Here is a 24,048-nt window from a genome sequence, read left to right on the forward strand (position 1 = left end):
GATCCGGCCCTAGTGCCGGATCAGCAAGAAAACCGCCCCCGTCACCAACGCCAGCGCAATCGCACCCACCCCATACGTCACCCGGTGCTCCCGCAGCCCCGGCACAAAGCGGTCCAGCGCGTATTCTCCCGGCCCGGTCAGCGCCAGCGCCGTCGCCGAGATGGCCACCAAAAGGGTGAATTCCACGCCCTTGGGCAGCAGGAATCCGTTGTCCCACGTGACGCCGAGTGCATTGACCATCGTCCCCAGCACCGCCGCCGCGGCCAGCGGCGTGAGCAGGCCGACGAACAGCCCCGCCCCGCCCAGCCCCTCGCTGAGCCCGCAGATGACGGCCATCATCTTCGGCGCCGGGTAGCCCAGCGCGGTGAAGCCCTTCGCCGTGCCGTTGATGCCCATGCCGCCGAACCAGCCGAACAGCTTCCCCGTGCCCGCCACCATCATGATGATGCCGACCATCATGCGCAGCAGCATCAGCCCCACGGAGTAACCGATCCAAGGCGGTGCGTGCGCGGGCTCGAGGAAGGCGTTGGTCTTGCTGCGGAAAGCCATGGTGGGCACCTCTTCCCTGGAGAGAGAGCGGCTCCCGAGCCTCTAGATACCCAGTGTCGCTCCCCGCAGCTTCGCAAGCGCGCCCTGCTCCCCGTCCAGCTCCACCCGGGCCGCGTCCTGGCGGCCGAAGAGGAACAGGGTCAGCTCCCCGGGCTCCCCGGTGGCCGTGACCACGGGGGCGCCCCGGTGGGCCACCGCCGTGCGGCCGTCGGGCCGGCGCAGCACCAGGCCCACCGGCGACTTGCGGCCCAGCATCCGGGCCGAGCGCTCCAGCCGGCTCCACAGGGCGTCGGCGAAGACCGGGTCCACCTCGCGCGGCGTCCACTGCGGCTGGGCCCGCCGCACGTCCTCGGTGTGCACATAGAACTCGACGGTGTTGGCCGCCTCGTCCACCTGCTTGAGCGCGAACGGCGACAGCCTGGGCGGCCCGGTGCGGATGAGCTGGATCAGCTCCTCGTACGGCTTGGCGGCGAACTCCGCCTGTACTCGCTCCAGCCGCGCCGCCAGCGGCTTGAACAGCACGCCGGCGGCCGCGTCGGACCGGCGCTCGCGCACCACCACGTGCGCGGCGAGATCCCGGGCCCGCCAGTCGTCGCAGAGGGTCGGGGCGTCGGGGCCCACGGTCTCCAACAGATCGGCGAGGAGCAGACGTTCACGCTGGGCATGGGTTGACATGGCGTCAGCCTACGGGCGGCGCCGCCCGTAGGCCACGGCGCCGCGCTCCCGCCCCACGGGCCCCGCTCAGCTCGGCAACGGCGCCGTCATCTTCTCGCCACCGGGACCGGCGCTGCGGCTCACCGAGCAGGTGACCTCGCTCTGGCCCAGCTGCTTGTACGCATCCAGGGTCGGGAAGATCGCGTAGTAGTAGTACTGATGGCCGTCGGCGATGCCCTGCAGCCGCTTGGTCACATCCGCCTCGCACATCCCCTTGACCTTCTCGGCCAGGTCGGTGCTGTCGGTGTAGGTGCCGCTCAGGGTCTCGTTGGTTATGACCTCGCCGTCGTGCCGCTCGTCGCACGAGCGCTTCTCCACCTTTTTCACCGAAGGGTCGAGCTTCGGGTGGTCGAAGCAGGTGCCCGGCTTGAGCACCACGTACGGCACCTGGGCGGGGGAGTCGAACATCGGGCCCGTGGGCGAGCCCGACGGCAGCGAGGGGCTCTGCGACGAGGACGACGAGGACGACGACGAGGGCACCGACGGGCTCGCCGACGGCCCCGCGGCCTTCTTGCTGCCGCCGCCGTCCTTGGTGGCCAGGACGAGACCGCCGACCGCCACACCCGCCACCAGCACCGACGCGACCACGATCCCGGCGACCTTCGCCCCGCTGGTCCGCGGCGGCTGCGGCGGGCCCATCGGCGGCTGCCCGTAGCCGTACGGGCCCGGCGCGCCGTAGGGCTGCTGCTGTCCGTAGCCGGGCTGCTGCCCGTACGGGCCCTGGGGTTGCCCGAATCCCTGCGGCGGACCGAAGCCGCCGCCCTGGCCGGGCGGTTGCGGGGGCTGCTGTGGAGGCGGAGAGCTCATGGGCCGAAGCATGCCGTATGGCTCTGACAGCCTTGTCGGGGGGATGCCCCACCGCCGGGCAGAATGGGGCTCATGACCGGCAACGCCCGCCCCGCCTCCGCCCTCGACCCCGCCATCGCCGCCCGCCTCAAGCGCAGCGCCGACGGACTGGTCCCCGCCATCGCCCAGCAGTACGACACCGGCGAGGTGCTCATGCTCGGCTGGATGGACGACGAGGCCCTCCATCGCACGCTGACCACCGGCCGCTGCACCTACTGGAGCCGCAGCCGCAGCGAGTACTGGGTCAAGGGCGACACCTCCGGACACGTCCAGCTCGTCAAGTCCGTGGCCCTGGACTGCGACGCGGACACCCTCCTCGTCAAGGTCGACCAGACCGGCCCGGCCTGCCACACCGGGACGCGCACCTGTTTCGATTCCGACCAGCTGCCCCTGGGCCAGTAGGCTCCGCGCCATGGCCGCCACGTCCGCATCCGCCACCCACGGGGAAGTCGTCCCCGACGCCGAGACCTTCCGCATGCTCGCCAAGGACCGCCGGGTCATCCCGGTCGTCCGCCGCTTCCTTGCGGACGGCGACACGCCCGTGGGCCTCTACCGCAAGCTCGCCGCCGAGCGGCCGGGCACCTTCCTGCTGGAATCCGCGGAGAACGGCCGGACCTGGTCCCGCTACTCCTTCGTGGGCGTCCGCAGCGCCGCCACCCTCACCGTCCGCGAAGGACAGGCCCACTGGCTCGGCACCCCGCCCGTCGGCGTCCCCACCGACGGCGACCCGCTGCACGCCCTGCGCGAGACCGTGCAGGCCCTGCACACCCCGCGCGACCTCATAGAGGGCACCGGACTGCCGCCCTTCACCGGCGGCATGGTGGGCTACCTCGGCTACGACGTCGTCCGCCGCCTGGAGAAGATCGGCGAGCACGGCGACGACACGCTGGGCCTGCCCGAGCTGACCATGCTGCTCACCTCCGACCTCGCCGTCCTCGACCACTGGAACGGCACGGTCCTGCTGATCGCCAACGCGATCAACCACAACGACCTCGAAACGGGCGTCGACGAGGCCTACGCGGACGCCGTCGCCCGCCTCGACGCCATGACCGCCGACCTGCACCGGCCCGCGACCGCCCACCCCACGGCCCTGCCCCCCTCCGAGCTGCCCGAGTACACCGCCCGCTGGGGCGGCCCGGACTACATGGCGGCCGTGGAGGACATCAAGGAGCGCATCCGCGCGGGCGAGGCCTTCCAGGTCGTGCCCTCGCAGCGGTTCGAGACCCCCTGCACCGCCTCCGCCCTCGACGTCTACCGGGTGCTGCGGGCCACCAACCCCAGCCCCTACATGTACCTGCTGCGCTTCGACGGGTTCGACGTCGTCGGCTCCAGCCCCGAGGCGCTGGTCAAGGTCGAGGACGGGCAGGCGATGGTGCACCCCATCGCCGGCACCCGCCCGCGCGGCGCCACCCCGCAGGCCGACGCCGCGCTCGCCGAGGAGCTGATGGCCGACCCCAAGGAGCGCGCCGAGCACCTGATGCTCGTCGACCTCGGCCGCAACGACCTCGGCCGGGTCTGCGAGCCCGGCAGCGTCGAGGTCGTCGACTTCATGTCCATCGAGCGCTACAGCCACGTGATGCACATCGTCTCCACCGTCACCGGGCGCCTGGCCCCGGGGCGCACGGCCTTCGACGTGCTCACCGCCTGCTTCCCCGCCGGCACCCTCTCCGGCGCGCCCAAACCCCGCGCCATGCAGATCATCGAGGAGCTGGAGCCGGCCCGCCGCGGCCTCTACGGAGGCTGCGTGGGCTACCTCGACTTCGCCGGGGACTCCGACACCGCCATCGCCATCCGCACCGCCGTGCTCCGCGAGGGCACCGCCTACGTCCAGGCGGGCGCGGGCGTGGTCGCCGATTCCGACCCGGCGGCCGAGGACGCCGAGTGCCGCAACAAGGCGGCAGCCGTGCTGCGGGCGGTGCACGCGGCCAACCGCATCGGCTAGGCGGCCGGGGGTGCCCGCCGGGCACCCCCGCGCCACGCCCGGCCCCGACGGCAAGGGATAGTGGTATCCGTGAGCAGCGCAGCCGTACCCCACCCCCGCACCCACACCGAGCCCGTACCGCGCAGCGGGAGGCGCAGCGTCGCCGCCGCTCTGCTGCTGGGCGCCGCGGGCGCCGCGCTCGTCCTCCTCGCGGCGGGCCGCACCTGGTCGAAGGCCACCGCCGACGTCGCCCAGGGCACCCTTCCGCAGCAGGCCAGCGGGCAGGACGTCACCGCCCTGCCCGGCGCCCTCGCCATCGTGGGCCTCGCCGCGCTCGTCGCCGTCTTCGCCGTGCGCCGCGCCGGGCGGCTGCTCGTCGCCGCGCTGCTGGCCCTCAGCGGCGCGGGCGTCGTCGCGGCGGCGCTGCTGGGCGTGCACGACACCACGGCGCTGGAGGAGAAGGCCGGCAAGGTCAACGGCCTGACCAGGGCCGCCGTCGACCACGTCAGCCACACCGGCTGGCCGTGGGCGGCCGCCGTGGGTGGTGTCCTGCTCTTCCTCGCCGGGCTGCTCGCCCTGCGCTACGGCCGCCACTGGCCCGCCATGTCCGGCCGCTACGAACGCGACGGCGCGCCCCGCCCGCGCCGGGCGCGCACCGCCCCCGACCCGGACCGCCCCGAGGAGCTGTGGAAGGCCCTCGACCGCGGTGAGGACCCCACCGGCGGCTGAACCACCCCCGCCCCGGCCCGCGCATCCCGCCGGGAAGGACGGGACACGCCCACCCCAGGTCCATCCCGCACCGGCGCGTCGGGGACAATGACCGCGAGTGATCTCTGCGCCCGCAGGCGCGATACAGCAACGAGGAGTCAAACTCATGTCGGGTAGCAGCCACGGACACAACGGTCACGGACACACTGTGGCCGCCTGGACCGGTGTCGTCATCGCCTTCATCGGTTTCTGTGTCGCCGGCGCCTTCATCGTGATGGCCAAGCCGGTCGGCTTCTGGGTGGGCATGGCCGTGGTCGCCCTCGGCGGTGTCGTCGGCATGATCATGCGGTCCATGGGTTACGGCCAGGCTCCCCAGGCCCCCGTGCGGATGCGGGCCGAGAGCTGACCCGCACCTCAACGCTCCAAGGCGCGGCCCGGACCCGTACGGCCCCCCGTACGCGGCTCTGAGCTGCGCCTTCGTGCTGTGCGGTGGACACTCGGCCTGTGACCGAGCCCCGGGTGCGCCGCCTCCTGCCGCCGCTGTGCGTGGCCGCCGTGCCGGCCGCGGCCCTGCTCTGCGTCCGCGCCGTCGACCCCAACGAGCCCGGTCACTACCCCGCCTGCCCGCTGCTGCGCTGGACGGGCCTGTACTGCCCCGGCTGCGGCGGCCTGCGGGGCCTGTACGCGCTCGCCCACGGCGATCTCGCCGGGGCGCTGCGGGCCAACGCGCTCGCGGTCGCCGCGTACGCCGCCTTCGCCGTGCTGTGGGCCGTCTGGCTGGTCCGGGCGGCGCGCCGGGGCGGAGGCATGCCGCTGCCCGCGCGGGCAGCGGCGTGGTGGGCGCTGGGCGGGCTCGTGCTGCTCTTCACCGTCGTGCGGAACCTGCCCTTCGGGCCGGCGCTCGCGCCGTGAGCCTCCCCGCGCCGGTCCGAAGGGCGGGACCTGCGTCAACCGGATGCGAAACCTTCGCCTTCCGGCAAGTACCATCGCATTGCCTGGTGAGGTCACCGCACCAGCCCAGACCATCCGAGTCCGGAAGGGGGCCGCTCGCGTGAGTGTGCTCGACGAGATCATCGACGGAGTCCGTGCCGACCTCGCGGAGCGGCAGGCGCGCGTCACCCTCGACGAGCTCAAGGAGCGGGCGGCGAAGGCCCCCCAGGCCAAGGACGGCGCGGCCGCCCTGCGCGGCGAGAACGTCGGCGTGATCTGCGAGGTCAAGCGGTCCAGCCCCTCCAAGGGCGCGCTGGCCGCCATCGCCGACCCGGCCGGTCTCGCCGCGGACTACGAGGCGGGCGGTGCGTCCGTCATCAGCGTCCTCACCGAGCAGCGGCGCTTCGGTGGCTCGCTCGCCGACCTGGAGGCCGTCCGCGCCCGGGTCGACATCCCCATCCTGCGCAAGGACTTCATCGTCACCTCCTACCAGCTGTGGGAGGCCCGCGCCTACGGCGCCGACCTGGCCCTGCTGATCGTCGCGGCCCTCGAACAGGAGGCGCTGGTCTCCCTCATCGAGCGGGCCGAGTCCATCGGCCTGACCCCCCTGGTCGAGGTGCACGACGAGGAGGAGGTCCAGCGCGCCGTCGACGCGGGTGCGCGGATCATCGGCGTCAACGCCCGCAACCTCAAGACCCTCGAGGTGGACCGGGGCACCTTCGCCCGGGTCGCGCCCGAGATCCCCGACGGCATCGTCAAGATCGCCGAGTCCGGGGTGCGCGGCCCGCACGACCTGATCGCCTACGCCAACGACGGCGCCGACGCCGTGCTGGTGGGCGAGTCCCTGGTCACCGGCCGCGACCCGAAGGGCGCGGTCGCCGACCTGGTCGCCGCCGGCGCCCACCCGGCGCTGCGGCACGGACGGGGCTGACGCCCCGGATGACCCGCCGCCGCATCCGCCGCAGGGGCCCGGGGCTGCCGTCCCCTGGGCGACCAGCCCCCGTCGGCGTGCGCGCGGCCGGGCTGCCGGCCCAAGAGCCCTACGCGGGCCTCGCCCGGGGATGCCGCCCCCGGGGCTGCCGCGCGCCGGCGCGGCGCGTGCGCGGCCGCCGCGTGCGGTACCACATCGGCTGCGAGCCGGGGCAGGTCAACGGACGCCGATGGCGACGGAACGGGCACCGATAACACCGTTTCCGTTCATCCGTCATCGAGGAGATACGTCCGTGTCCTCCGAATTCTTCGTTCCCGACCCCGAAGGCCGGGTGCCGAACGCATCCGGCTACTTCGGCGCGTTCGGCGGCAAGTTCATCCCCGAGGCCCTCGTCGCCGCCGTCGACGAGGTCGCCGCCGAGTACGAGAAGGCGAAGGCGGACCCCGCCTTCGCCGCCGAGCTGGGCGACCTGATGGTCAACTACACCGGGCGCCCCAGCGCCCTGACCGAGGTGCGGCGCTTCGCCGAACACGCGGGCGGCGCCCGCGTCTTCCTCAAGCGCGAGGACCTCAACCACACCGGCTCCCACAAGATCAACAACGTGCTGGGCCAGGCGCTGCTCACCAAGCGCATGGGCAAGACCCGCGTCATCGCCGAGACCGGCGCGGGCCAGCACGGCGTCGCCACCGCCACCGCCTGCGCCCTCTTCGGCCTCGAATGCACCATCTACATGGGCGAGGTCGACACCCAGCGCCAGGCGCTCAACGTCGCCCGCATGCGGATGCTCGGCGCCGAGGTCATCTCCGTGAAGTCCGGCAGCCGCACCCTCAAGGACGCCATCAACGAGGCGTTCCGCGACTGGGTCGCCAACGTCGACCGCACCCACTACCTCTTCGGCACGGTCGCCGGCCCCCACCCCTTCCCGGCCCTGGTCCGCGACTTCCACCGGGTCATCGGCGTCGAGGCGCGCCGCCAGATCCTGGAGCGCGCCGGCCGGCTGCCGGACGCGGCCGTGGCCTGCGTCGGCGGCGGCTCCAACGCCATCGGCCTCTTCCACGCCTTCCTCCCCGACGAGGGCGTCCGCCTGATCGGCTGCGAGCCGGGCGGCCACGGCGTGGAGACCGGCGAGCACGCGGCCACCCTCACCCAGGGCACGCCCGGCATCCTGCACGGCTCGCGGTCGTACGTCCTGCAGGACGAGGACGGCCAGATCACCGAGCCGTACTCGATCTCGGCGGGCCTGGACTACCCCGGCATCGGCCCCGAGCACTCCTACCTCAAGGACATCGGCCGCGCCGAGTACCGCGCCGTCACCGACGACGCCGCCATGCAGGCGCTGCGCCTGCTCTCGCGCACCGAGGGCATCATCCCGGCCATCGAGAGCGCACACGCGCTCGCGGGCGCGCTGGACGTCGGCAAGGAGCTGGGCCCGGACGGCATCGTCCTGGTCAACCTCTCCGGCCGCGGCGACAAGGACATGGACACGGCCGCCCGCTACTTCGGGCTCTACGACGACGGCGCCGAGGGGGCGAAGTGATGGCGGGCAACATCGAGCTGCTGAGCTCCGTACTGGCCGTGGCCAAGGCGGAGAACCGGGCCGCACTCGTCGGCTACCTCCCCGCCGGGTTCCCCACCGTCCCCGACGGGGTACGGGCGATCACGGCGATGCTGGACGGCGGCTGCGACGTCGTCGAGGTCGGGCTGCCGCACAGCGACCCGGTCCTGGACGGCCCCGTCATCCAGACCGCCGACGACATCGCCCTGCGCGGCGGCATCAAGATCCCTGATGTCATCCGCACGGTCCGCGAGGCCCATGAGGCGACGGGCGCTCCGGTGCTCTGCATGACCTACTGGAACCCCGTCGACCGCTACGGCACCGAGCGGTTCGCCGCCGACCTGGCCGCCGCCGGGGGAGCGGGCTGCATCCTGCCCGACCTGCCGGTGGAGGAGTCCGAGGTCTGGCGGAAGGCAGCCGAACAGCACGGCCTGGCCACCGTGTTCGTGGTCGCCCCCAGCAGCCGCGACGAGCGCCTCGCCAAGATCACGGCGGCGGGCAGCGGCTTCGTCTACGCGGCCTCCCTGATGGGCGTCACCGGCACCCGCGAATCGGTCGGCCAGGAGGCCCGGGAGCTGGTGGAGCGCACCCGCGCCGTCACCGACCTGCCCGTCTGCGTCGGCCTCGGCGTCTCCAACCCCGCCCAGGCGGCCGAGGTCGCCGCCTTCGCCGACGGGGTCATCGTCGGCTCCGCCTTCGTCAAGCGGCTGCTGGACGCCCCCGACCTGGAGTCCGGCCTGGACGCGGTCCGCGCCCTCGCGGGCGAGCTCGCGGAAGGCGTGCGGGCGCGCGGTCGAGCCGACGCGTAACTCATTCGACGGAAACCTCGGCCGGGGGTGCGCTGCCGCGCACCCCCGGTTCGTTGTACGGGGACGTGAGCCAGAAGAACAGCGACGGAAAGCGCAGCGCCCGCGAGCGGCTGCAGGAACAGCGCCGGCAAGAAGAGGCGCGCGGCAAGGTCAAACGGCAGCTGCTGGTGGGCGGCGCCGTGCTCGGGGTGCTCGTCATCGGCGGCGGGATCGCGCTGTGGGCCACCACCGCGGCCAAGCACGGCAAGCAGCAGGCGTCCGGCCCGCTCATGGCCCCCCAGGGCGCCATGGGCAAGGACAACCTGGTGATCCCCGTGGGCACCACCCCCGCCAAGGCCACCCTCACCGTCTACGAGGACTTCCGCTGCCCCGGCTGTGGCCAGTTCGAGAACGGCTTCCGGGACACCATCCACTCCCTGGAGGGCAAGGGCGAGCTCAAGGCCGAGTACCACCTGGTCACGCTGATCGACAAGAACCTCGGCGGCACCGGCTCGCTCAACGCGGCCAACGCCGCGGCCTGTGCCCAGGACGCCGGGAAGTTCGCCGAGTACCACGACCTGCTCTACAAGAACCAGCCGATGGAGACCGACGACGCCTTCGGCAAGAAGTCCCGCCTCCTCGACCTCTCCGGCCAGGTCGCGGGCCTGAAGACCCCCGCCTTCGAGAAGTGTGTGAACGACGGCACGCACGACAGCTGGGTGAAGAAGTCCCAGGAGGCGTTCGGCTCCTCCTCCTACCGCGCGACCCCCACCATCCTGCTGAACGGCAAGAGCCTCTACGGCGACCAGAACAACCCCCTCACCCCGGACAAGCTGCGCAAGCTGGTGGCAGAGGCGCAGAAGGGCTGAGAGTCGGGTCCGGAACAGTTAGGTCTGTCCCTCGTGCCCTGAGGTACCACCTTCACCACGCCGCGCACGGGTATGCCTACATCTTTACTTGAGTAAAGATCGCGTGAGGTTGTAGACATGACAAGCTTTCACTCATGTCGTGGGGATACTCATGCGTTTTTCACGCTATATAGCGTTTGTCATGGCTCTGACCATGGCCGTGCTATGCGGAACCGAACAGGTTGCGCTGGCCGTTGCTCAATGGAGCCGCAGTACGTCCGGACGAGATCCGGGCGAAAGACCCGACCAGCACTGGGGTTCTGCCGCAGGCCGCGGCCACCGGACGACCGGAGGCGCGACGGAAGCGTCTGCCGCGGGCGGTCACCGTGGAGCGCTGGAGGCGCCGGGCCAGTTGCCGCAGGAGCACAAGCTGTCGCAGCGGGAACTGGTCGGCACCCCCAAGAAGCCCAAGATGGGGGCAGCGAAGAGGGCCCAGAGCCCCAAACTGCCGATTCCGCAGGGCTTCTCGGAGAAGAAGAGCCAGGAAGTGCCTTCGGCGCGCAAGGAGCGGCAGCGCACCTTCCGCAACGAGGACGGCACGTATACCACTCGTTTCTACAACCAGCCCGTCAACTTTCTCGGCCGCGACGGCACCTGGAAGCCGATCGATGCGACGCTGGTTCGCCCCAACCGTAGCGCTCGGACCGCCGTCGCGGATGGCCCCATTTGGGAGACCCGTTCGACCGCTGCCGACATCACCTTCGCGTCGTCGGCAGACGCCGATCCCGTGGTGAGCATGAAACTGAGCGACGGCCCCTCGCTGGGCTACGGCCTCGCGGGCGGCGCTCACGCTATGGGGAAGGCTGACGGCAGCGTCATCACCTACCCGGATGTGCGGCCTTCCGCGGATATTCGATACGTCGCGGGCAGTGACTCCGTGAAGGAGACACTGATCCTCAAGAGCAAGGGCGCTCCGACCGAGTGGCGGTTTCCGCTTCGTACGGACGGCCTGGCCGCCCGACTCGACGACCGGGGTGCTGTCGTCTTCGCGGACAAGGACGGCAAGCAGCGTGCCCGGATGCCCGCAGGCTGGATGGAGGACTCCCACCTCGCGGAGAACGCCAACCAAGGCGAGATCTCTTCGGGCGTCCGCTACCGCCTCGACACGGAGAACGGCCGCCAGGTCCTCGTCGTATCGCTCGACAAGGAGTGGCTGAGCGCGCCGGAACGTATCTTCCCCGTCAAGGTCGACCCGTCGGTCAACGGCATCGACGCCACCGCCGGCACCTATGTCCAGACCCCCTACAGCCAGGACTTCTCCAGCGACACCATCCTCAAGGCCGGAAGCTACGATGGCGGTGCGCACAAGGCCGCGTCGTTTCTCCGCTTCAACGGCGTCGAGAATTCGCTGAAGAACGCGTGGGTGCTGGATGCCAAACTGGCGCTGTACAACACCTGGTCGTACTCGTGCGACGCGCGGCCGGTGACGGTGCACGCGATCACCTCGGACTGGTCCGAGTCGTCGGTCAGGTCGTACCCCGGTCCGGACACCGGACCCTCCCTGGTGTCCAAGAGCTTCGCGCACGGCTGGCGGCCGCCGGACACCAACTCCTGGTCCTGCGATCCGGCATGGGAGGCGGTAGGGCTCGGCTCGGGCGGTCGTCAGCTCGTCGACGACTGGACGCACGGGCGCAAGAAAAACTACGGTCTCGCCGTCAAGGCCTCGGAGTCGGATTCCAAGGCATGGAAGCAGTTCGGTTCCGACAACTACCCGAACGGCAAGCCCAGCCTGGACGTCACTTGGACCAAGTACGGAGCGACGTACGACGTCGGTGACTTCACCCAGCCGGTGACGGCCACCTCCCAGGGCTCGATGAAGGTCACCGTCACCAACCAGGGCCAGGACACCTGGACCAAGGGCGGACACATCCAGCTGCGCTACAACCTCTACGACGAATCGGGCAAGGAGATCAACGACCAGTCGAAGATCGCCTGGACCCCCATGCCGGACGACATCGCACCGGGCCGCAGCATCACGCTCGACGCCAAGATCGCGCCACTCCAGCCCGCCACCTACACGCTCGTGTGGACCATGGACGTCCTGGACGGCCCCAGGTTCACCTCCGAGGGCGTACCGGGCCCGGCCATCAAGTTCGCCGCGGTGAACCTCCCTCCGCAGCTGACGGCCGAATCACCGGCCAGCGGCGCGGTGCTCTCCTCGCTGACCCCGACCCTGTGGGCCACGGGCAAGGATGCGGACCGCTCCCCGTCCGGCGCACTGCAGTACACCTTCGAGGTCTGCGAGGTCGAAGGTAAGGACGCCCGCAAGAACTGCCGCAGCGGTTCCCGCGGCACCGCCGAGCAGTGGACGGTTCCGAGCGGCTGGCTGTCATGGAGCAAGACCTACGCCTGGTACGCCTACGCGTACGACGGCAAGGACACCTCATCCCAGCCTGCTCCCGCATATTTCAGCACCCAGGTGCCCCAGCCGGCCGTGACAGGTCACCTCGGTGGCGACGGCGATCGCGAATTCGGCACACGGGCCGGGAACTACTCCACCGCCGCCACCGACGCGGCGATACCCACGGTCGGGCCCGAGCTGTCGGTCGTCCGCAACTACAACTCGCTCGACCCCCGGACCGACAACGTCTTCGGCACCGGCTGGTCGACCCGCTGGGACATGCGCGCTGTCGCCGAGGACACCGGCAGCGTCATCGTCACCACGAAGGACGGAAGCCGCATACGCTATGGCCGAAACGCGGACGGCGGCTACGCCGCACCGGCAGGCAGTCTGACCACACTTACCGCTGACAACGGTGGCGGCTGGGTGCTACGCGACAAGTCGGCTGCCACGTACTCCTTTGACTCCTCTGGGCGCCTGACCAAGATTGTCGACGGATCGGGCCGGGAACAGCGGCTGACCTACACCGACGGCAAGCTGACCGAAGCCCGGGACGTGCTCTCCGGACGGGCGCTGAGCTTCTCCTGGAGTGACGGCAGAGTCGCCTCGGTCACCACGAACGAGACCGGACCCGGAACCGCCGGGCTGAAGTGGACCTACAACTACACCGGTAACCGTCTGGCCAAGGTCTGCCCACCCGCCTCCACGGACAAGTGCACCGTGTACGAGTACGGCGACGGCTCGCTGTACCGCAGCATGGTGCTCGACCAGAACCCGGTGTCCTACTGGCGGCTGGGGGAGACGACGGGCCCTGTGGCCGCCAGTGACGCCCCCTCCGGTACCGGCCTGAACCAAGCCGTCTACCGGGACGTGAAGCTGGGCTCCGCAGGATCGGTATCCGGCACGAGCAACACGGCTGCTTCGTTCGATGGCACCAACTCCTATGTCGAGCTTCCCGAGGACACGATCCGCACCTCGACCCTCCTGACGACCGAGCTGTGGTTCAAGACCACCAAGCCCGGCGTTCTGGTCGGTTTCCAGGACGGGCGCCTGGCCGACGGCCGACCCGACGACTGGACCCCCGCTCTGTCCATCGACAAGTCCGGCAAGCTGATCGGGCAGTACTGGACGGGTCACGTTCAGCCCATCGTCAGCACCACCGCCGTCACCGACGACGCCTGGCACCACGTCGCGCTCACCGCGGCCGGCACCGCGCAGTCCCTCTACCTCGATGGCTCTCTGGTCGGCACGCTGGCCGGCCCCATTGATCATCGCAAGCAGTCTTTCACTTACCTCGGCGCCGGATATTCCAGTGCCGGTTGGGACGGACAGGCCGACGGCGTACGGCACTTCACCGGACTCATGGACGAGGTGGCCGTCTATCACCAGGCTCTCGACGCCACGGCCGTTGCCGAGCACTATCGCGCCCGAAACGCCTCGGGACGGCTGACCAAGGTCACGCTCCCCTCGGGGCGCGTCCACGCCCAGGTCACCTACGACGGGAGCACCGGACGGGTCGTCCAGACCGCCGACGACCATGGCGGCACCTGGAAGATCTCCGCGCCCGCTTACTCCGCCGGATCGGCTGCTTACGCCGACGCGGTACGCACGGCGGGCCCGGTCGAATACTGGCGGCTGGGAGACCGCAGCGGTTCCACCGCGGCGAACGACATCAATGGAGGAGCTGACGGTGCCTACCGCGACGGGGTGACGCTCGGTGCGGTCGGAGCCTTCGCTGACGGTGACGACGGCTCGGCGACGCTCGACGGTTCGGCAGGCGCTGTACAGGTCCCGACCGACCCGCTCAAGAACGCCGCCGCTCTCTCCTTCGAGCTGTGGTTCCGCACGGGCAAGCCGAACGGTGTGCTGCTGGGCCTCCAGGACGCGGATCTCGGAGCGACACCGAAGGACTGGAATCCGAGCCTCCTGGTGGACGCCGACGGCAAGCTGCGCGGTCAGCTGTGGCACGGCGGCTCGTGGAAGCCCATCGTCTCCGGGTCGACGGTCACGGACAACGCCTGGCACCACGCCGTGCTCACCGGTTCCGGTAGCGGTCAGTCGCTGTACCTGGACGGTACAAAGGTCGGCAGCCTCAACGAGCCGTCGAAGTCGGAGACGCTGGCCCGGGCATATCTCGGTGCCGGTTTCTCCAGTGAGGGCTGGGACGGACAGAAGCCCGGAACCCGCTACTTCACCGGGCAGCTCGACGAAGCCGCCTTCTACACCAAGGAACTGACCGACAGCACGGTCGCCGAGCACTACCGTTCGCGTACCGCGCTGGTCTCCGGGGACGGCACCCACTACCGGGGCACGGTCACCGCGGACGCGCCCACGGGCTACTGGCGCCTGGACGAGACCAGCGGCGACAAGGCGCACAGCCAGGCAGCGGCATATGCCGGGGACGGCACGTACAGCAAGGCCACGCTGGGGGCGACCGGCGCCTTCGGCCCCGGTGACAACACCGCCGTGGCTCTGAACGGAGACGGTTTCATCGAACTGCCTTATCGGGTCATGGGCAACACGGCCTCGATGTCGGCGGAACTGTGGTTCCGCACGGCCAAGGCGAACGGCGTACTGCTCGGGCTTCAGGACGCAGCGCTGGGCAACACACCCACGAGTTGGAATCCGAGTCTGCTGGTGGACGCCGACGGCAAGTTGCGCGGCCAGCTGTGGCACGGTGGCACCGGGAAGCCGATCATTTCGCCGGCTTCGGTCACCGACAACGAGTGGCACCATGTGGTGATCACCGGCGCCGGCACCGGTCAGTCCCTGTACCTGGACGGAACCAAGGTCGGAGACCTCAATGCGGCTTCCAAGCCGGAGACGCTGGCGCATGCCTATCTCGGTGCCGGTTTCTCCAGTGAGGGCTGGGACGGGCAGAAGCCCGGAACCCGCTACTTCACGGGGCAACTCGACGAATTCGCCGTCTACCCAAAGGCACTGACCGAGGACCAGGTTGCCGAGCACTACAGCGCCATGCGCCACTCCAGCGCATCCTCGCTCACCTCGACGGTCACCGTCACCGACCCTGCCGGCGGCACCCGCAGCGTCTCCTACGATGCCCTGCGCGGCCAGCGGCTGCTGTCGTCCACCGATGCCGAAGGCGGTCGTACCACCTACGCGTACGACACCGGTGGCTTCCTGCACACGGTGACCGACCCCAACGGGCACATCACCGTCACAGGACACGACACGCGCGGCAATACCGTCTCCCGGACCACCTGCCGGGACGCGAACTCCTGCTGGACGTCGTTCACCGACTACTACTTCAACGACAAGGACCCGCTCGACCCGCGCAACGACAAGCCGACGGCCGTGCGCGACGCCCGCTCCACGAGCACCGCCGACGACCGCTACCGCACATCGTTGAGCTACACGGCGCTCGGCCTGCCGGACACGACGACGCTCGCGGACGGACGGAAGTCCGCCACGGCCTACACCACCGGCAGGGAAGCGGCTGTCGGTGGCGGGACCGTCCCGGCCGGACTGGTCGATACCGTCACCACGCCCGGCGGCGGTGTCACCACGTACAACTACAACTCCCGTGGCGACCTGGTCCAGACGACAGCACCGTCCGGACTGATCACGCGCTACACGTACGACGGCATAGGCCGGAAAATATCGGAGACCCAGGTTTCCGACAGCTACCCGCAGGGTGTGACGACCACCTTCACGTACGACGCCATGTCCCGGGTCGTCTCGGAGACCGGCACCGCCGTGAAAAACGAGATCACCGGCACCGCCCACAGCTCCCGGATCACTCGTGACTTCGACCCTGACGGCAAGCTGCTGACGGAGTCGGCCGAGGACGTCACAGGCGGCGATGCCAAGCGCACCCTCACTCATCACTACGACGACCACGGCCTGGAGGACAAGAGCACCGATGCCGAGGGCAATGAGACGACCTTCGCCCACGATGCGTTCGGCCGCACGTCCCGTACGACCGACGCTGTCGGCACCAGCTACGAGTTCCAGTACACGCCGGCCGGCCGCCGGGCCGCGACCGTACTGAAGGACTGGAAGGGCGACCCCTCCAGTACCACCAAGGACCTGGTACTCGTCTCCAACGCCTATGACCCGGCCGGCCGACTGGCCACCACGACCGACGCCATGGGCGCCACCACCGCCTACACCTACTACGACGACGGAACCCCCGCCACGAAGACGGCCAAGGGCGTTACCCAGGCCGACGGCAGCAAACACGACATCGTGCTGGAAGCCGACTCCTACGACGGAGCCGGCCATATGACCAAGCGGACCACGGGCGGCGGTGCCACCACCGTCACCAGTGACGTGGATATCACCGGCCGCGTGACTCGCAGCGTCCTCGACCCTGATGGACTCAACCGCTGGACCGAGTACAAGTACGACGACGAGGACCGGCCGGTCGAGCAGAAGACCGCGCTCAACTCGGAGCGTTTCACCTACGACAAGGCAGGCGACACCCTCACCCGGACCATCGACGACGGATCGCATCCGCGCACGGCAAAGTTCGCCTACGATCAGCGCGGCCTGCGCACCGCGGCGACCAGCCCACGCGGTACGGACGACGGCTCGGACGCCGCCGCCTTCACCACCACATACCGCTACGACCCCCTGGGCCGCCTCGTGGAGCGGATTGCCCCACAGGTCAAGGAGGAGAAGCCGGGCAAGCCGACCGCAGCGGTCAGACCTTCCACAGGCACCGGCTACAACACCTTCGGCGAGGCCACCGAAAGCCGGGACCCGAACGGTTCGGTGACGCGCACCGCAGTCGACAGGCTCGGCCGCGCCACCACGATGACCCTGCCCGACTACACCCCTCCGGGAGGAGACAAGATCACTGCCGTTTCCCGGTTCGCGTACGACGCCCTGGGCCGCAGAACGACCACCATCGATCCGCTGGGCCGGACCGTGACTTACGCCTACGACCAGTTGGGGCACCTGATCCGGCAGGCACTGCCGGTCACGAGCCTGCTGGACCGGGCCCAGTCGTCGCCTCTCGACGACAAGGCGAACCGCTACACCTGGACGCCCACGGGTCTGCAGCTCTCCGCCACCGGCCCCACCGGTGCGCGGACCGAAGCCACGTATGACGAGCTCGGTCGGCAGATGACCGCGACGACCGTCGAGCGATACCCGGCTCCGGCGAACCTGACCATGCGCTACGCCTGGGACGACGCGGGGCACCAGACCGCGTCCACCAGCCCCGCGGGCCGCGTCGCGTCGGCCACCTACGACGCGGCAGGCGAGGCGCTGACGGTCACCACGCCCGGTGGCGGAGCGACGAAGTTCGCGTATGACGCACTGGGGCGCAGGACCGACGTCGTCGACGCGACGGGCCGTAAGAGCACGACACGCTACGACGGCTTCGGCGAGGTGGTCGGCACCGCGGACTTCGGCACGGGCGACACCGCTCTGAGGTCGACCGCTGCCGAGTACGACGCCGACGGTCACCCCACGTCCGTAACGGCGGCGACAGGGGCGAAAACCGTTCTCACCTACGACGCCCTGGGCCGCCTGACCCAGCGGGTGGAGCCGGTCGCCGATGGCAAGTCCATCACCACAGGTTTCGGTTACGACGCGGCGGGCCACCGTACGCGCCTGACCGATGGCCGTGGCAACGTCACCACCTATTCCTTCACGCCGTGGGGTCTTCCCGAATCCACGGTCGAGCCCGTGACCAAGGACCACCCGAAGCCCGAGGACCGCACGTGGACGTCTGTGTATGACGCGGCCGGCCAGAGCGTGGCCGAACTGCTTCCGGGTGGCGTGCAGCGCCACCGCACATACGACGTCTACGGGCAGTTGACGAAGGAGACCGGCACCGGTGCCGAAGCCGACACCATTGACCGCCTCCTCAAGCACGACCTTGCAGGCCGCCTCATGACCGCTGGCACGGGCGACCCGCTCAACCAGAACACCTACACCTACAACGACCGTGGCCAGCTGCTCACCAGCGACGGTCCCGGCGGCAAGTCCGTCTACGCCTATGACGACGACGGCAACATGACGTCGCGCACGGACAAGTCGGGTACGACGACGTACGTCTACAACGGTCAGGGTCGTCTCGCCCGGACCGAGGACGCCGTCACCGGTGCCCAGACATGGACCGACTACGACGCGGCGGGCCGCCCGAGCCAGGAGCAGTACGCGACCAAGCCGGCCGGAGGCGGCGACTGGGGAGTCGGCGCCAAGCGCACGTATGACTACGACGCGCTCGGTCGCCTTGCGACTGACAAGGTCACCAGTGCCGACGGCAAGTCCGAGGTCATGTCGACGACCTACGGCTATGACGCGGACGGCCGACTGACGAAGAAGGTCATGAGCGGTACCGCCGGTGCCGGGGCCAACGAATACGGCTACGACCAGTCGGGCCGTATGACCTCTTGGACGGCGGACGGCAAGACCACTCTCTACGCCTGGGACGAGTCGGGCAACCGCGTCAAGGCCGGTGACACACAGTCGGCATACGACGAGCGGAACCGTCTGCTCAGCGATGGCGCCGGGCGCTACTCGTACACCCCCCGAGGCACCCTGGCCTCGGCCGACACGGGCAGCGGCACCCCGCGCAAGCTGCGCTCCGATGCCTTCGAGCGCCGGATCAGCGACGGCGACACCACGTACGCCTACGACTCATTGGACCGGGTGAAACAGCGGGGTGACACCGCCTTCACCTATGACGGCGGTTCCAACTCGTTGGTGTCCGACGGTGCGAACACCTACAGCCGCACTCCCGGCGGTGGGCTGCTCGCGAGCACCGACGGCAAAACAGCCCAGCGCGCGATAACCGACGGCCACTCGGATGTGACGGCCGGCCTCTCGGCCGACGGCACAAAGCTGATGGGCTCGACGGCGTACGACCCGTTCGGCACCGTGCGAGCCAAGGGCGGCTCCCGCTCCTCCCTTGGCTACCAGTCCGGCTGGACGGATCCGCAGAGCGGTGACGTCAACATGGCTGCGCGCTGGTACCAACCGGGGACGGGACGTTTCGCGTCGCGCGACACGTGGCAGCTGGAGCCGTCGCCTGCGGCACAGGCGAACCGGTACGGGTACGGGAACGCTTCTCCTCTTAATGGCACCGACCCTTCGGGGCACTGCTTTGACTTGTGCATCGGTGAGGGCATTGTCATCTCCGGTGCGGCCTGGGGGCTCTCCGAGACATGTGCCGCCTACTGCCAGGGCCTGTCGGACAGTCTGCGCGACACCGTGGACTGGACCCGCGAGAAGGTGCGCGACTGGTGGAACAGTGACGACACGGACTCCGGAGGATATGCCGGCGAGGCTGATTTCAGCGGGACCATGGAGGCCGAGAATGACATTCTGAGCGCCCGCTTGCTGGAGCAGGCCGACGAATTTGAGGGTCAGGCAGAAGATGAGGCCGCCGGTGACAATGACAGCGGTTACGACGGAGCCGACGACGGCGGTTATGACGACGGCGGTTATGACGGAGGAGACGGCGACGAGGGTGGCTACGACGAACCCTCCTACCGCTCCAGTTACCGGGAAAGCGGCCGGACCAGCGCCCGAACCCGTCCGACTCGCCCCCCGCGCCCGCGCATCCAGCAGAACCCGAACCGCGGCCGCTTCCCGAGGCCCGCGCCCAAGCGCCCGCCGCTGAAGCCGGACTGGGATCCGAACCGTGGCGGCTGGAAGCCCGGCGATGTCGTAAAGGTGGTTGTCACTGCGGCGAAGATGCTCGACCTGTTCAGTAACGGACAGTTCCATCCGAACCAGTCGCAGCAGGCAAACCCCCACTCGGCGCCGGGCACGGGCCCAGGCAGTGGTACTCGGTCGGACGGTCAGTCGGACTGCCGCCGTGGTGGCGCCGGGTGGCGGCACTACGGTGAGCGGGATGCCGACAACGGTGATCGAGCCACCGGTATCGATGCTTGCCTCGATACTGCTTTTCTGGAGGCGAACCCGGGCAGCTACGCGACATCTGAAGTCAGGCCACCAGGGTATGAATGGGCAGGCAAGTACGCTGGATATCTGGAACTTGCTCCCCCGTTTGCGATAAATAACTGTCATCTCCTAGCAAGAGAGCTCAGCGGGTCGGGTACCGACTTGGACAATCTTGCTACTTGCTCTCGCCAGGCGAACACCTATTCAAAGGGTGAGGGGCGACTTGAGGACAATATGCGCAAGTATGAAGTTCAAGTGAAGGATGCGATCGACGACGGCCAGGTTGTCCGATATCAGGTGACACCGAAATATTCTGGTTCCCGTACGGTCCCGGCTTCCTTCGAAATGTCTGCCGTGGGATCATACGGAGACGGCAGTCCAGGCATTAGGTTCGACGAGGTAGTGCCTAATTCTCTGTGGGTTCCAAAACTTAACCAGTGGCGAAACCTGGGAACCGTTACCTACCGAGGCAATCAAGAGCCGACTAGTGGGGTGCGTTGAGCTCGATGCAGAATCAAGAAGAAGCCGGTGCGACGGGGCTTGCGGCTCTCCGCGCCATCCTGCCGCCGCATGAGAACGCCGGCGACGACGTCGACTGGTCGGCTGCCAAGAGGGTATGGGGGGTGAAATTCCCTCGGGACTACGTTGCATTTATAGCGGCGTATGGAGAGGGTGGAATCGATAATTTCCTGAGCGTCTTCCAGCCCTTGTCGACTGCTTATCATCATTCGGCTTACGGGATGCGCTTCGAAACAGAGAATGCGCGTGGTTTCGTCACCGAAGTGACAGGCCCAGCCGAGCTGCGCGATCCATGCCCTGTTCCGCTGATCGCCTGGGGCGTCACCGCAGGCCCCGACATCCTGTGCTGGCAGACCACTGATGACGACCCAGATCGATGGCCTGTAGTCGTGATAGGTCGCCATACGGAATCACCCGTAACGGTTTACGACTGCGGCATGGTCGAGTTTCTGCGGCGGGTATTCCTGGCGGACTTCGAGGAGTGTCCGATGAGTGGGCTACATCTCTGGGGCGTCGAATCTCCGAAGTTCCTCCATTGGAAGGAGGAGAAGCGGCTCCTGGACGCGGGAATCGATCCGTGGACGGGGGAGCCCGACCCCTATGCGGGGAGGGAATGGGACTGATCCTGACCCGTTGACCCCATGACGGCCCGCTCCGGATAATCGGACCCTGTTGGCAAATTCCGCCCCGCTGGATCTCATCCAGCGGGGCGGAGTGCTTCGAAGGGTGAGACGCGGGTGCGGGCGAGGGGTCTGCCGGTGAGGTGGGCGTCGAGGCGGGCGAAGTTGATGGCGGCGCCGGTGAGGTGGTGCTGAAGCCGGGTTTTAGCGAGTCCGCGGTAACGGGATCTGCGCAGGCCGAAGGCGTGGACGGCTTGGGAGATAGTGCCCTCGACGCCAGCGCGGTGTTTGTAGCGACGGCGCCAGTCGTCGGTCTCCTGCGCGATGCGGGCGTGTCGGAGGATGTCGTGCTCGGCTTTGGATCTCAGGGTCAGGTTGCGGCCGGTCTTGGCATTGGTGCACGAGGCTCGCAGTTCACAGGGGCCGCAGTGTCGGGCGGCGAAACGGACACGGGTGACCGCAGTGCCAGCCTGGCTTCGGCCTTCTCGCCACTCGACGCTGGGTCTGCCCGCCCGGACACAGGGCCTGGCGCTGGTCCCAGTCGATGGTGAAGCGGGTGTTGTCGAAGACGTCGGCGGTCGCCTGCCCCTTGACAGTGGTGGCCTTGACCGGCTTGACCAGTTCCACGTGATGATCGCGGTGGGCATGGTGGATCTGCCCGGCATCGACGTATCCGGCATCCACGAGGTGCTCTTCGGGCAGAAGCCCTCGGTCGGCCAGCGCGGTGTGGATGTCCTCCAGGACGACGACATCGGTGACCGGCGCCGGGGTGGTGTGGATGTGGGTGATCAGGTGCGGCGTGTCCGGCTCGCAGGTCTCGCTGAGGTGGATCTTGTAGCCGGACCAGTCCACCTCCCGCTTCGATCCGGTCCGGGCATCGGGCTCATACGGAGTGCGTAACCGGATCAGACCGGGCGGGGTGTTCTTAGGCTCGCGCCAGCGCACGACACCGTCGATGTACTGGAACTGCTGCACCCACGTCTGCCGCAATGGCGTCGGTACTGCTGCGTGATCACGCGGGGCTCGGGCCCGTCTTCGGTCACCGGTCGCGGAGTTCGAACCAGACGCGTTTGCCGATGATGTTGAGTCCGTCCCAGACGAGGCTCACGCCGCAGGAGTGCGACAGGTCGCGTACGAGCGCGAGTCCACGGCCCCGTTCGTCGTCGGTGCCGGCCTGGCGGCGGTACGGCTGTCTGTTCGCATCGCCATCCCGTACGGCGATAACGGCGCAGCCCGTGCGGGTGGTGATCTCTACCTGGAGCGTGGGCACACGGGCGTGCTGGATGACGTTCGTGACGGCGTCGGAGACGCAGATGCAGGCGTTGTCGACGAGGCCGGAGTGCCCGGTCGCTTGCAGCGCACCGGTGACGAACTGGCGGGCGAGGCGCGGGGTGGTGACGCTGGCCGGTGCGGTCAGCTCGTAGAACTCCGCAGTAGCGGTACGCATGGGTCGCTCCCAACGTGGTCTGCCGATGCGCTTCCACGCGTCACGTCGTCCGTGGCTCGGCCACCTTGTGATTGCCTCAACTGACTGGCAGGCAGCTGCACTTCGGGTCTTCCCGAGGCGTGATGCGTGGTGCTGACTTGACCGTAGAGGACACCATTGGGACGGTGCAACAGTGGGACGTGCGTCCCACCCGTGTGAGTGGACCTGCGGCGCGGAGGGCGGCACACTCGTAGTCACCTTGTTGGAGAGGGGATCCATGCCGCCACGGAGTCGTCCGACTGCGCGCCAGGCGCGTCTCGGGGCTGAGCTTCGCAAGCTCCGCGAGAAAGCCGGCATGACCGGCAGTCAGGCCGCCGCCTACCTGGGTGGCGAACGTGCACAGGTCAGTCACCTGGAATCGGGCCGCTACGGCATCAGCGCCGAGCGGGTACGTCGACTGGCCGCTTTCTACTCGGCGGCGAATAAACACCTTGTTGACGCACTCGCGCAGATGGCTGATGAACGCGGCAAAGGATGGTGGGAGGCATACCGAGGCGTCCTGTCACCGGGGTTCCTCGACATCGCCGAACTCGAACATCACGCCACGTTCCTGCGTTCAATCCGTATGTTGCATGTGCCGGGCATCTTCCAGACGCCGGACTACGCCCGCGAGCTGATCACAAGCGCCGTATCGGGCCTGCCTGATGAAGAGGTGGCTGCACGCGTCGAGTACCGCGTGCAGCGTCGCGAGATCTTCGACCGACCGGCACCGCCGAGGTTCGATGCCTACATTCACGAGGCAGCGCTGCGCATGCGGTACTGCAGCAGCGATGTCATGCGGTCACAACTCGCACTTCTGCAAGAGGTTTCGAGATGGCCGAGCGTCCAGGTCCACATTGTTCCATTCGACGCATACGTTACGGGATCGCTTCATTCGGTGCTCCATTTGGGTGGCCCCATTCCTCAGCTGGACACCGTCCAGCTCGACAGCGCCTTCGATGGCGGATTCCTTGATGCGGAGGCCCAGTTGGCCCGGTAGCGTGCACTGTTCGATGCCGTCGAGAAGGTCGCACTCGGCGCCAAAGAGTCGAGAAAATTCATTCAACGCATCGCACAGGATTTGTGAGCACACTGACCATGGCCGAAATACTCTGGAAGAAGTCCTCCTACTCGGGGGCCGACGACAACCAGGACTGCGTCGAGGTGGCCACACGCTCCGGCGCGGTCCTGATACGCGAGAGCGACGCCCCGGACCTCGTGATCGCCGCCGCCCCGAGAAGCGCCCACGCACTCCTGGTGGCCGTCAAGGACGGTCGCCTGCGCAAGGCCCCCGTTTCGTGATCAAGGGCTCACCCGCACGTCCGCGTGGCACGTGTCACCAGGCCTCGGTCAGCGGCTGAGCGCACCC

At 68.9% G+C, this 24,048-nt stretch carries 18 protein-coding genes; 13 read left to right on the forward strand and 5 right to left on the reverse strand.

The features are described from left to right. Positions 1-9: 9 nt before the first annotated feature. From FHS39_RS09590 to FHS39_RS09600, 3 genes are all read right to left on the reverse strand, one after another. Positions 10-549, reverse strand: a complete 540-nt coding sequence (locus FHS39_RS09590) for a DoxX family protein (protein ID WP_184348319.1) — start codon at positions 547-549, stop codon at positions 10-12. A 42-nt stretch (positions 550-591) separates the two neighbouring features. After that, complete coding sequence (locus FHS39_RS09595) at positions 592-1,224, reverse strand: TIGR03085 family metal-binding protein (RefSeq protein WP_184348321.1); 633 nt, start codon at positions 1,222-1,224, stop codon at positions 592-594. A 66-nt stretch (positions 1,225-1,290) separates the two neighbouring features. Next, the gene (locus FHS39_RS09600; RefSeq protein WP_184348323.1) at positions 1,291-2,070 is read right to left on the reverse strand and encodes a hypothetical protein; all 780 of its coding nucleotides are present in this window, start codon (positions 2,068-2,070) and stop codon (positions 1,291-1,293) included. A gap of 72 nt (positions 2,071-2,142) precedes the next feature. Between FHS39_RS09600 and hisI the strand changes: the two genes are divergently transcribed. The 11 genes from hisI to FHS39_RS09655 all read left to right on the forward strand — a co-directional run bounded on the left by hisI (position 2,143) and on the right by FHS39_RS09655 (position 21,217). After that, positions 2,143-2,511, forward strand: coding sequence for a phosphoribosyl-AMP cyclohydrolase (gene hisI, locus FHS39_RS09605; RefSeq protein WP_184348325.1), 369 nt, complete (start codon positions 2,143-2,145; stop codon positions 2,509-2,511). 10 nt (positions 2,512-2,521) lie between these two features. After that, positions 2,522-4,051 (forward strand): anthranilate synthase component I, encoded by a 1,530-nt coding sequence (locus FHS39_RS09610; protein WP_184348327.1) that lies wholly within the window; start codon positions 2,522-2,524, stop codon positions 4,049-4,051. 69 nt (positions 4,052-4,120) lie between these two features. Next, complete coding sequence (locus tag FHS39_RS09615; protein WP_184348329.1) at positions 4,121-4,759, forward strand: TIGR02234 family membrane protein; 639 nt, start codon at positions 4,121-4,123, stop codon at positions 4,757-4,759. A 145-nt stretch (positions 4,760-4,904) separates the two neighbouring features. After that, positions 4,905-5,144 (forward strand): HGxxPAAW family protein, encoded by a 240-nt coding sequence (locus tag FHS39_RS09620; RefSeq protein ID WP_184348331.1) that lies wholly within the window; start codon positions 4,905-4,907, stop codon positions 5,142-5,144. Positions 5,145-5,242: 98 nt separating this feature from the next. Continuing rightward, positions 5,243-5,650 carry a DUF2752 domain-containing protein gene (locus tag FHS39_RS09625; protein WP_425507759.1) on the forward strand — a complete coding sequence of 136 codons (408 nt, stop codon included), beginning with the start codon at positions 5,243-5,245 and terminating at the stop codon, positions 5,648-5,650. Between the two features lie 139 nt (positions 5,651-5,789). After that, complete coding sequence (trpC, locus tag FHS39_RS09630) at positions 5,790-6,599, forward strand: indole-3-glycerol phosphate synthase TrpC (RefSeq protein WP_184348335.1); 810 nt, start codon at positions 5,790-5,792, stop codon at positions 6,597-6,599. A 292-nt stretch (positions 6,600-6,891) separates the two neighbouring features. Further along, on the forward strand, positions 6,892-8,136 hold the full coding sequence (gene trpB, locus FHS39_RS09635; RefSeq protein WP_184348337.1) for a tryptophan synthase subunit beta: 1,245 nt from the start codon (positions 6,892-6,894) through the stop codon (positions 8,134-8,136). Further along, on the forward strand, positions 8,136-8,963 hold the full coding sequence (trpA, locus tag FHS39_RS09640) for a tryptophan synthase subunit alpha (RefSeq protein ID WP_184348339.1): 828 nt from the start codon (positions 8,136-8,138) through the stop codon (positions 8,961-8,963). The genes trpB and trpA overlap by 1 nt, the downstream gene beginning before the upstream one ends. Positions 8,964-9,028: 65 nt before the next feature. Next, positions 9,029-9,811, forward strand: a complete 783-nt coding sequence (locus FHS39_RS09645; protein WP_184348341.1) for a thioredoxin domain-containing protein — start codon at positions 9,029-9,031, stop codon at positions 9,809-9,811. Between the two features lie 181 nt (positions 9,812-9,992). Next, positions 9,993-20,576 (forward strand): LamG-like jellyroll fold domain-containing protein, encoded by a 10,584-nt coding sequence (locus FHS39_RS09650; protein ID WP_246470006.1) that lies wholly within the window; start codon positions 9,993-9,995, stop codon positions 20,574-20,576. Between the two features lie 5 nt (positions 20,577-20,581). After that, positions 20,582-21,217, forward strand: a complete 636-nt coding sequence (locus tag FHS39_RS09655) for an SMI1/KNR4 family protein (protein WP_184348346.1) — start codon at positions 20,582-20,584, stop codon at positions 21,215-21,217. 74 nt (positions 21,218-21,291) lie between these two features. Here the strand turns inward: FHS39_RS09655 and FHS39_RS26020 are convergent, their stop codons facing one another. Next, the gene (locus FHS39_RS26020) at positions 21,292-21,966 is read right to left on the reverse strand and encodes a transposase (RefSeq protein WP_425507760.1); all 675 of its coding nucleotides are present in this window, start codon (positions 21,964-21,966) and stop codon (positions 21,292-21,294) included. Positions 21,967-22,253: 287 nt separating this feature from the next. Further along, positions 22,254-22,661, reverse strand: coding sequence for an ATP-binding protein (locus FHS39_RS09665; protein ID WP_184348350.1), 408 nt, complete (start codon positions 22,659-22,661; stop codon positions 22,254-22,256). A gap of 256 nt (positions 22,662-22,917) precedes the next feature. Here FHS39_RS09665 and FHS39_RS09670 point away from each other — a divergent pair, with 256 nt between their 5' ends. Both FHS39_RS09670 and FHS39_RS09675 read left to right on the forward strand, forming a co-directional pair. After that, complete coding sequence (locus FHS39_RS09670; RefSeq protein ID WP_343069467.1) at positions 22,918-23,679, forward strand: helix-turn-helix domain-containing protein; 762 nt, start codon at positions 22,918-22,920, stop codon at positions 23,677-23,679. Positions 23,680-23,777: 98 nt separating this feature from the next. Then, positions 23,778-23,981 (forward strand): DUF397 domain-containing protein, encoded by a 204-nt coding sequence (locus FHS39_RS09675; protein ID WP_246470008.1) that lies wholly within the window; start codon positions 23,778-23,780, stop codon positions 23,979-23,981. Positions 23,982-24,048: the final 67 nt, after the last annotated feature.

The organism is Streptomyces olivoverticillatus, from assembly GCF_014203555.1.
Lineage (GTDB): Bacteria > Actinomycetota > Actinomycetes > Streptomycetales > Streptomycetaceae > Streptomyces > Streptomyces olivoverticillatus.

What these genes read in the sequence shown, in the direction of transcription:
- FHS39_RS09590 (WP_184348319.1), bottom strand. Translation starts at nt 549, where the DNA reads ATGGCTTTCCGCAGCAAGACCAACGCCTTCCTCGAGCCCGCGCACGCA.
- FHS39_RS09595 (WP_184348321.1), bottom strand. Translation starts at nt 1,224, where the DNA reads ATGTCAACCCATGCCCAGCGTGAACGTCTGCTCCTCGCCGATCTGTTG.
- FHS39_RS09600 (WP_184348323.1), bottom strand. Translation starts at nt 2,070, where the DNA reads ATGAGCTCTCCGCCTCCACAGCAGCCCCCGCAACCGCCCGGCCAGGGC.
- hisI (WP_184348325.1), top strand. Translation starts at nt 2,143, where the DNA reads ATGACCGGCAACGCCCGCCCCGCCTCCGCCCTCGACCCCGCCATCGCC.
- FHS39_RS09610 (WP_184348327.1), top strand. Translation starts at nt 2,522, where the DNA reads ATGGCCGCCACGTCCGCATCCGCCACCCACGGGGAAGTCGTCCCCGAC.
- FHS39_RS09620 (WP_184348331.1), top strand. Translation starts at nt 4,905, where the DNA reads ATGTCGGGTAGCAGCCACGGACACAACGGTCACGGACACACTGTGGCC.
- trpA (WP_184348339.1), top strand. Translation starts at nt 8,136, where the DNA reads ATGGCGGGCAACATCGAGCTGCTGAGCTCCGTACTGGCCGTGGCCAAG.
- FHS39_RS09650 (WP_246470006.1), top strand. Translation starts at nt 9,993, where the DNA reads ATGGCTCTGACCATGGCCGTGCTATGCGGAACCGAACAGGTTGCGCTG.
- FHS39_RS09655 (WP_184348346.1), top strand. Translation starts at nt 20,582, where the DNA reads ATGCAGAATCAAGAAGAAGCCGGTGCGACGGGGCTTGCGGCTCTCCGC.
- FHS39_RS26020 (WP_425507760.1), bottom strand. Translation starts at nt 21,966, where the DNA reads ATGTCGTCGTCCTGGAGGACATCCACACCGCGCTGGCCGACCGAGGGC.
- FHS39_RS09665 (WP_184348350.1), bottom strand. Translation starts at nt 22,661, where the DNA reads ATGCGTACCGCTACTGCGGAGTTCTACGAGCTGACCGCACCGGCCAGC.
- FHS39_RS09670 (WP_343069467.1), top strand. Translation starts at nt 22,918, where the DNA reads ATGCCGCCACGGAGTCGTCCGACTGCGCGCCAGGCGCGTCTCGGGGCT.
- FHS39_RS09675 (WP_246470008.1), top strand. Translation starts at nt 23,778, where the DNA reads ATGGCCGAAATACTCTGGAAGAAGTCCTCCTACTCGGGGGCCGACGAC.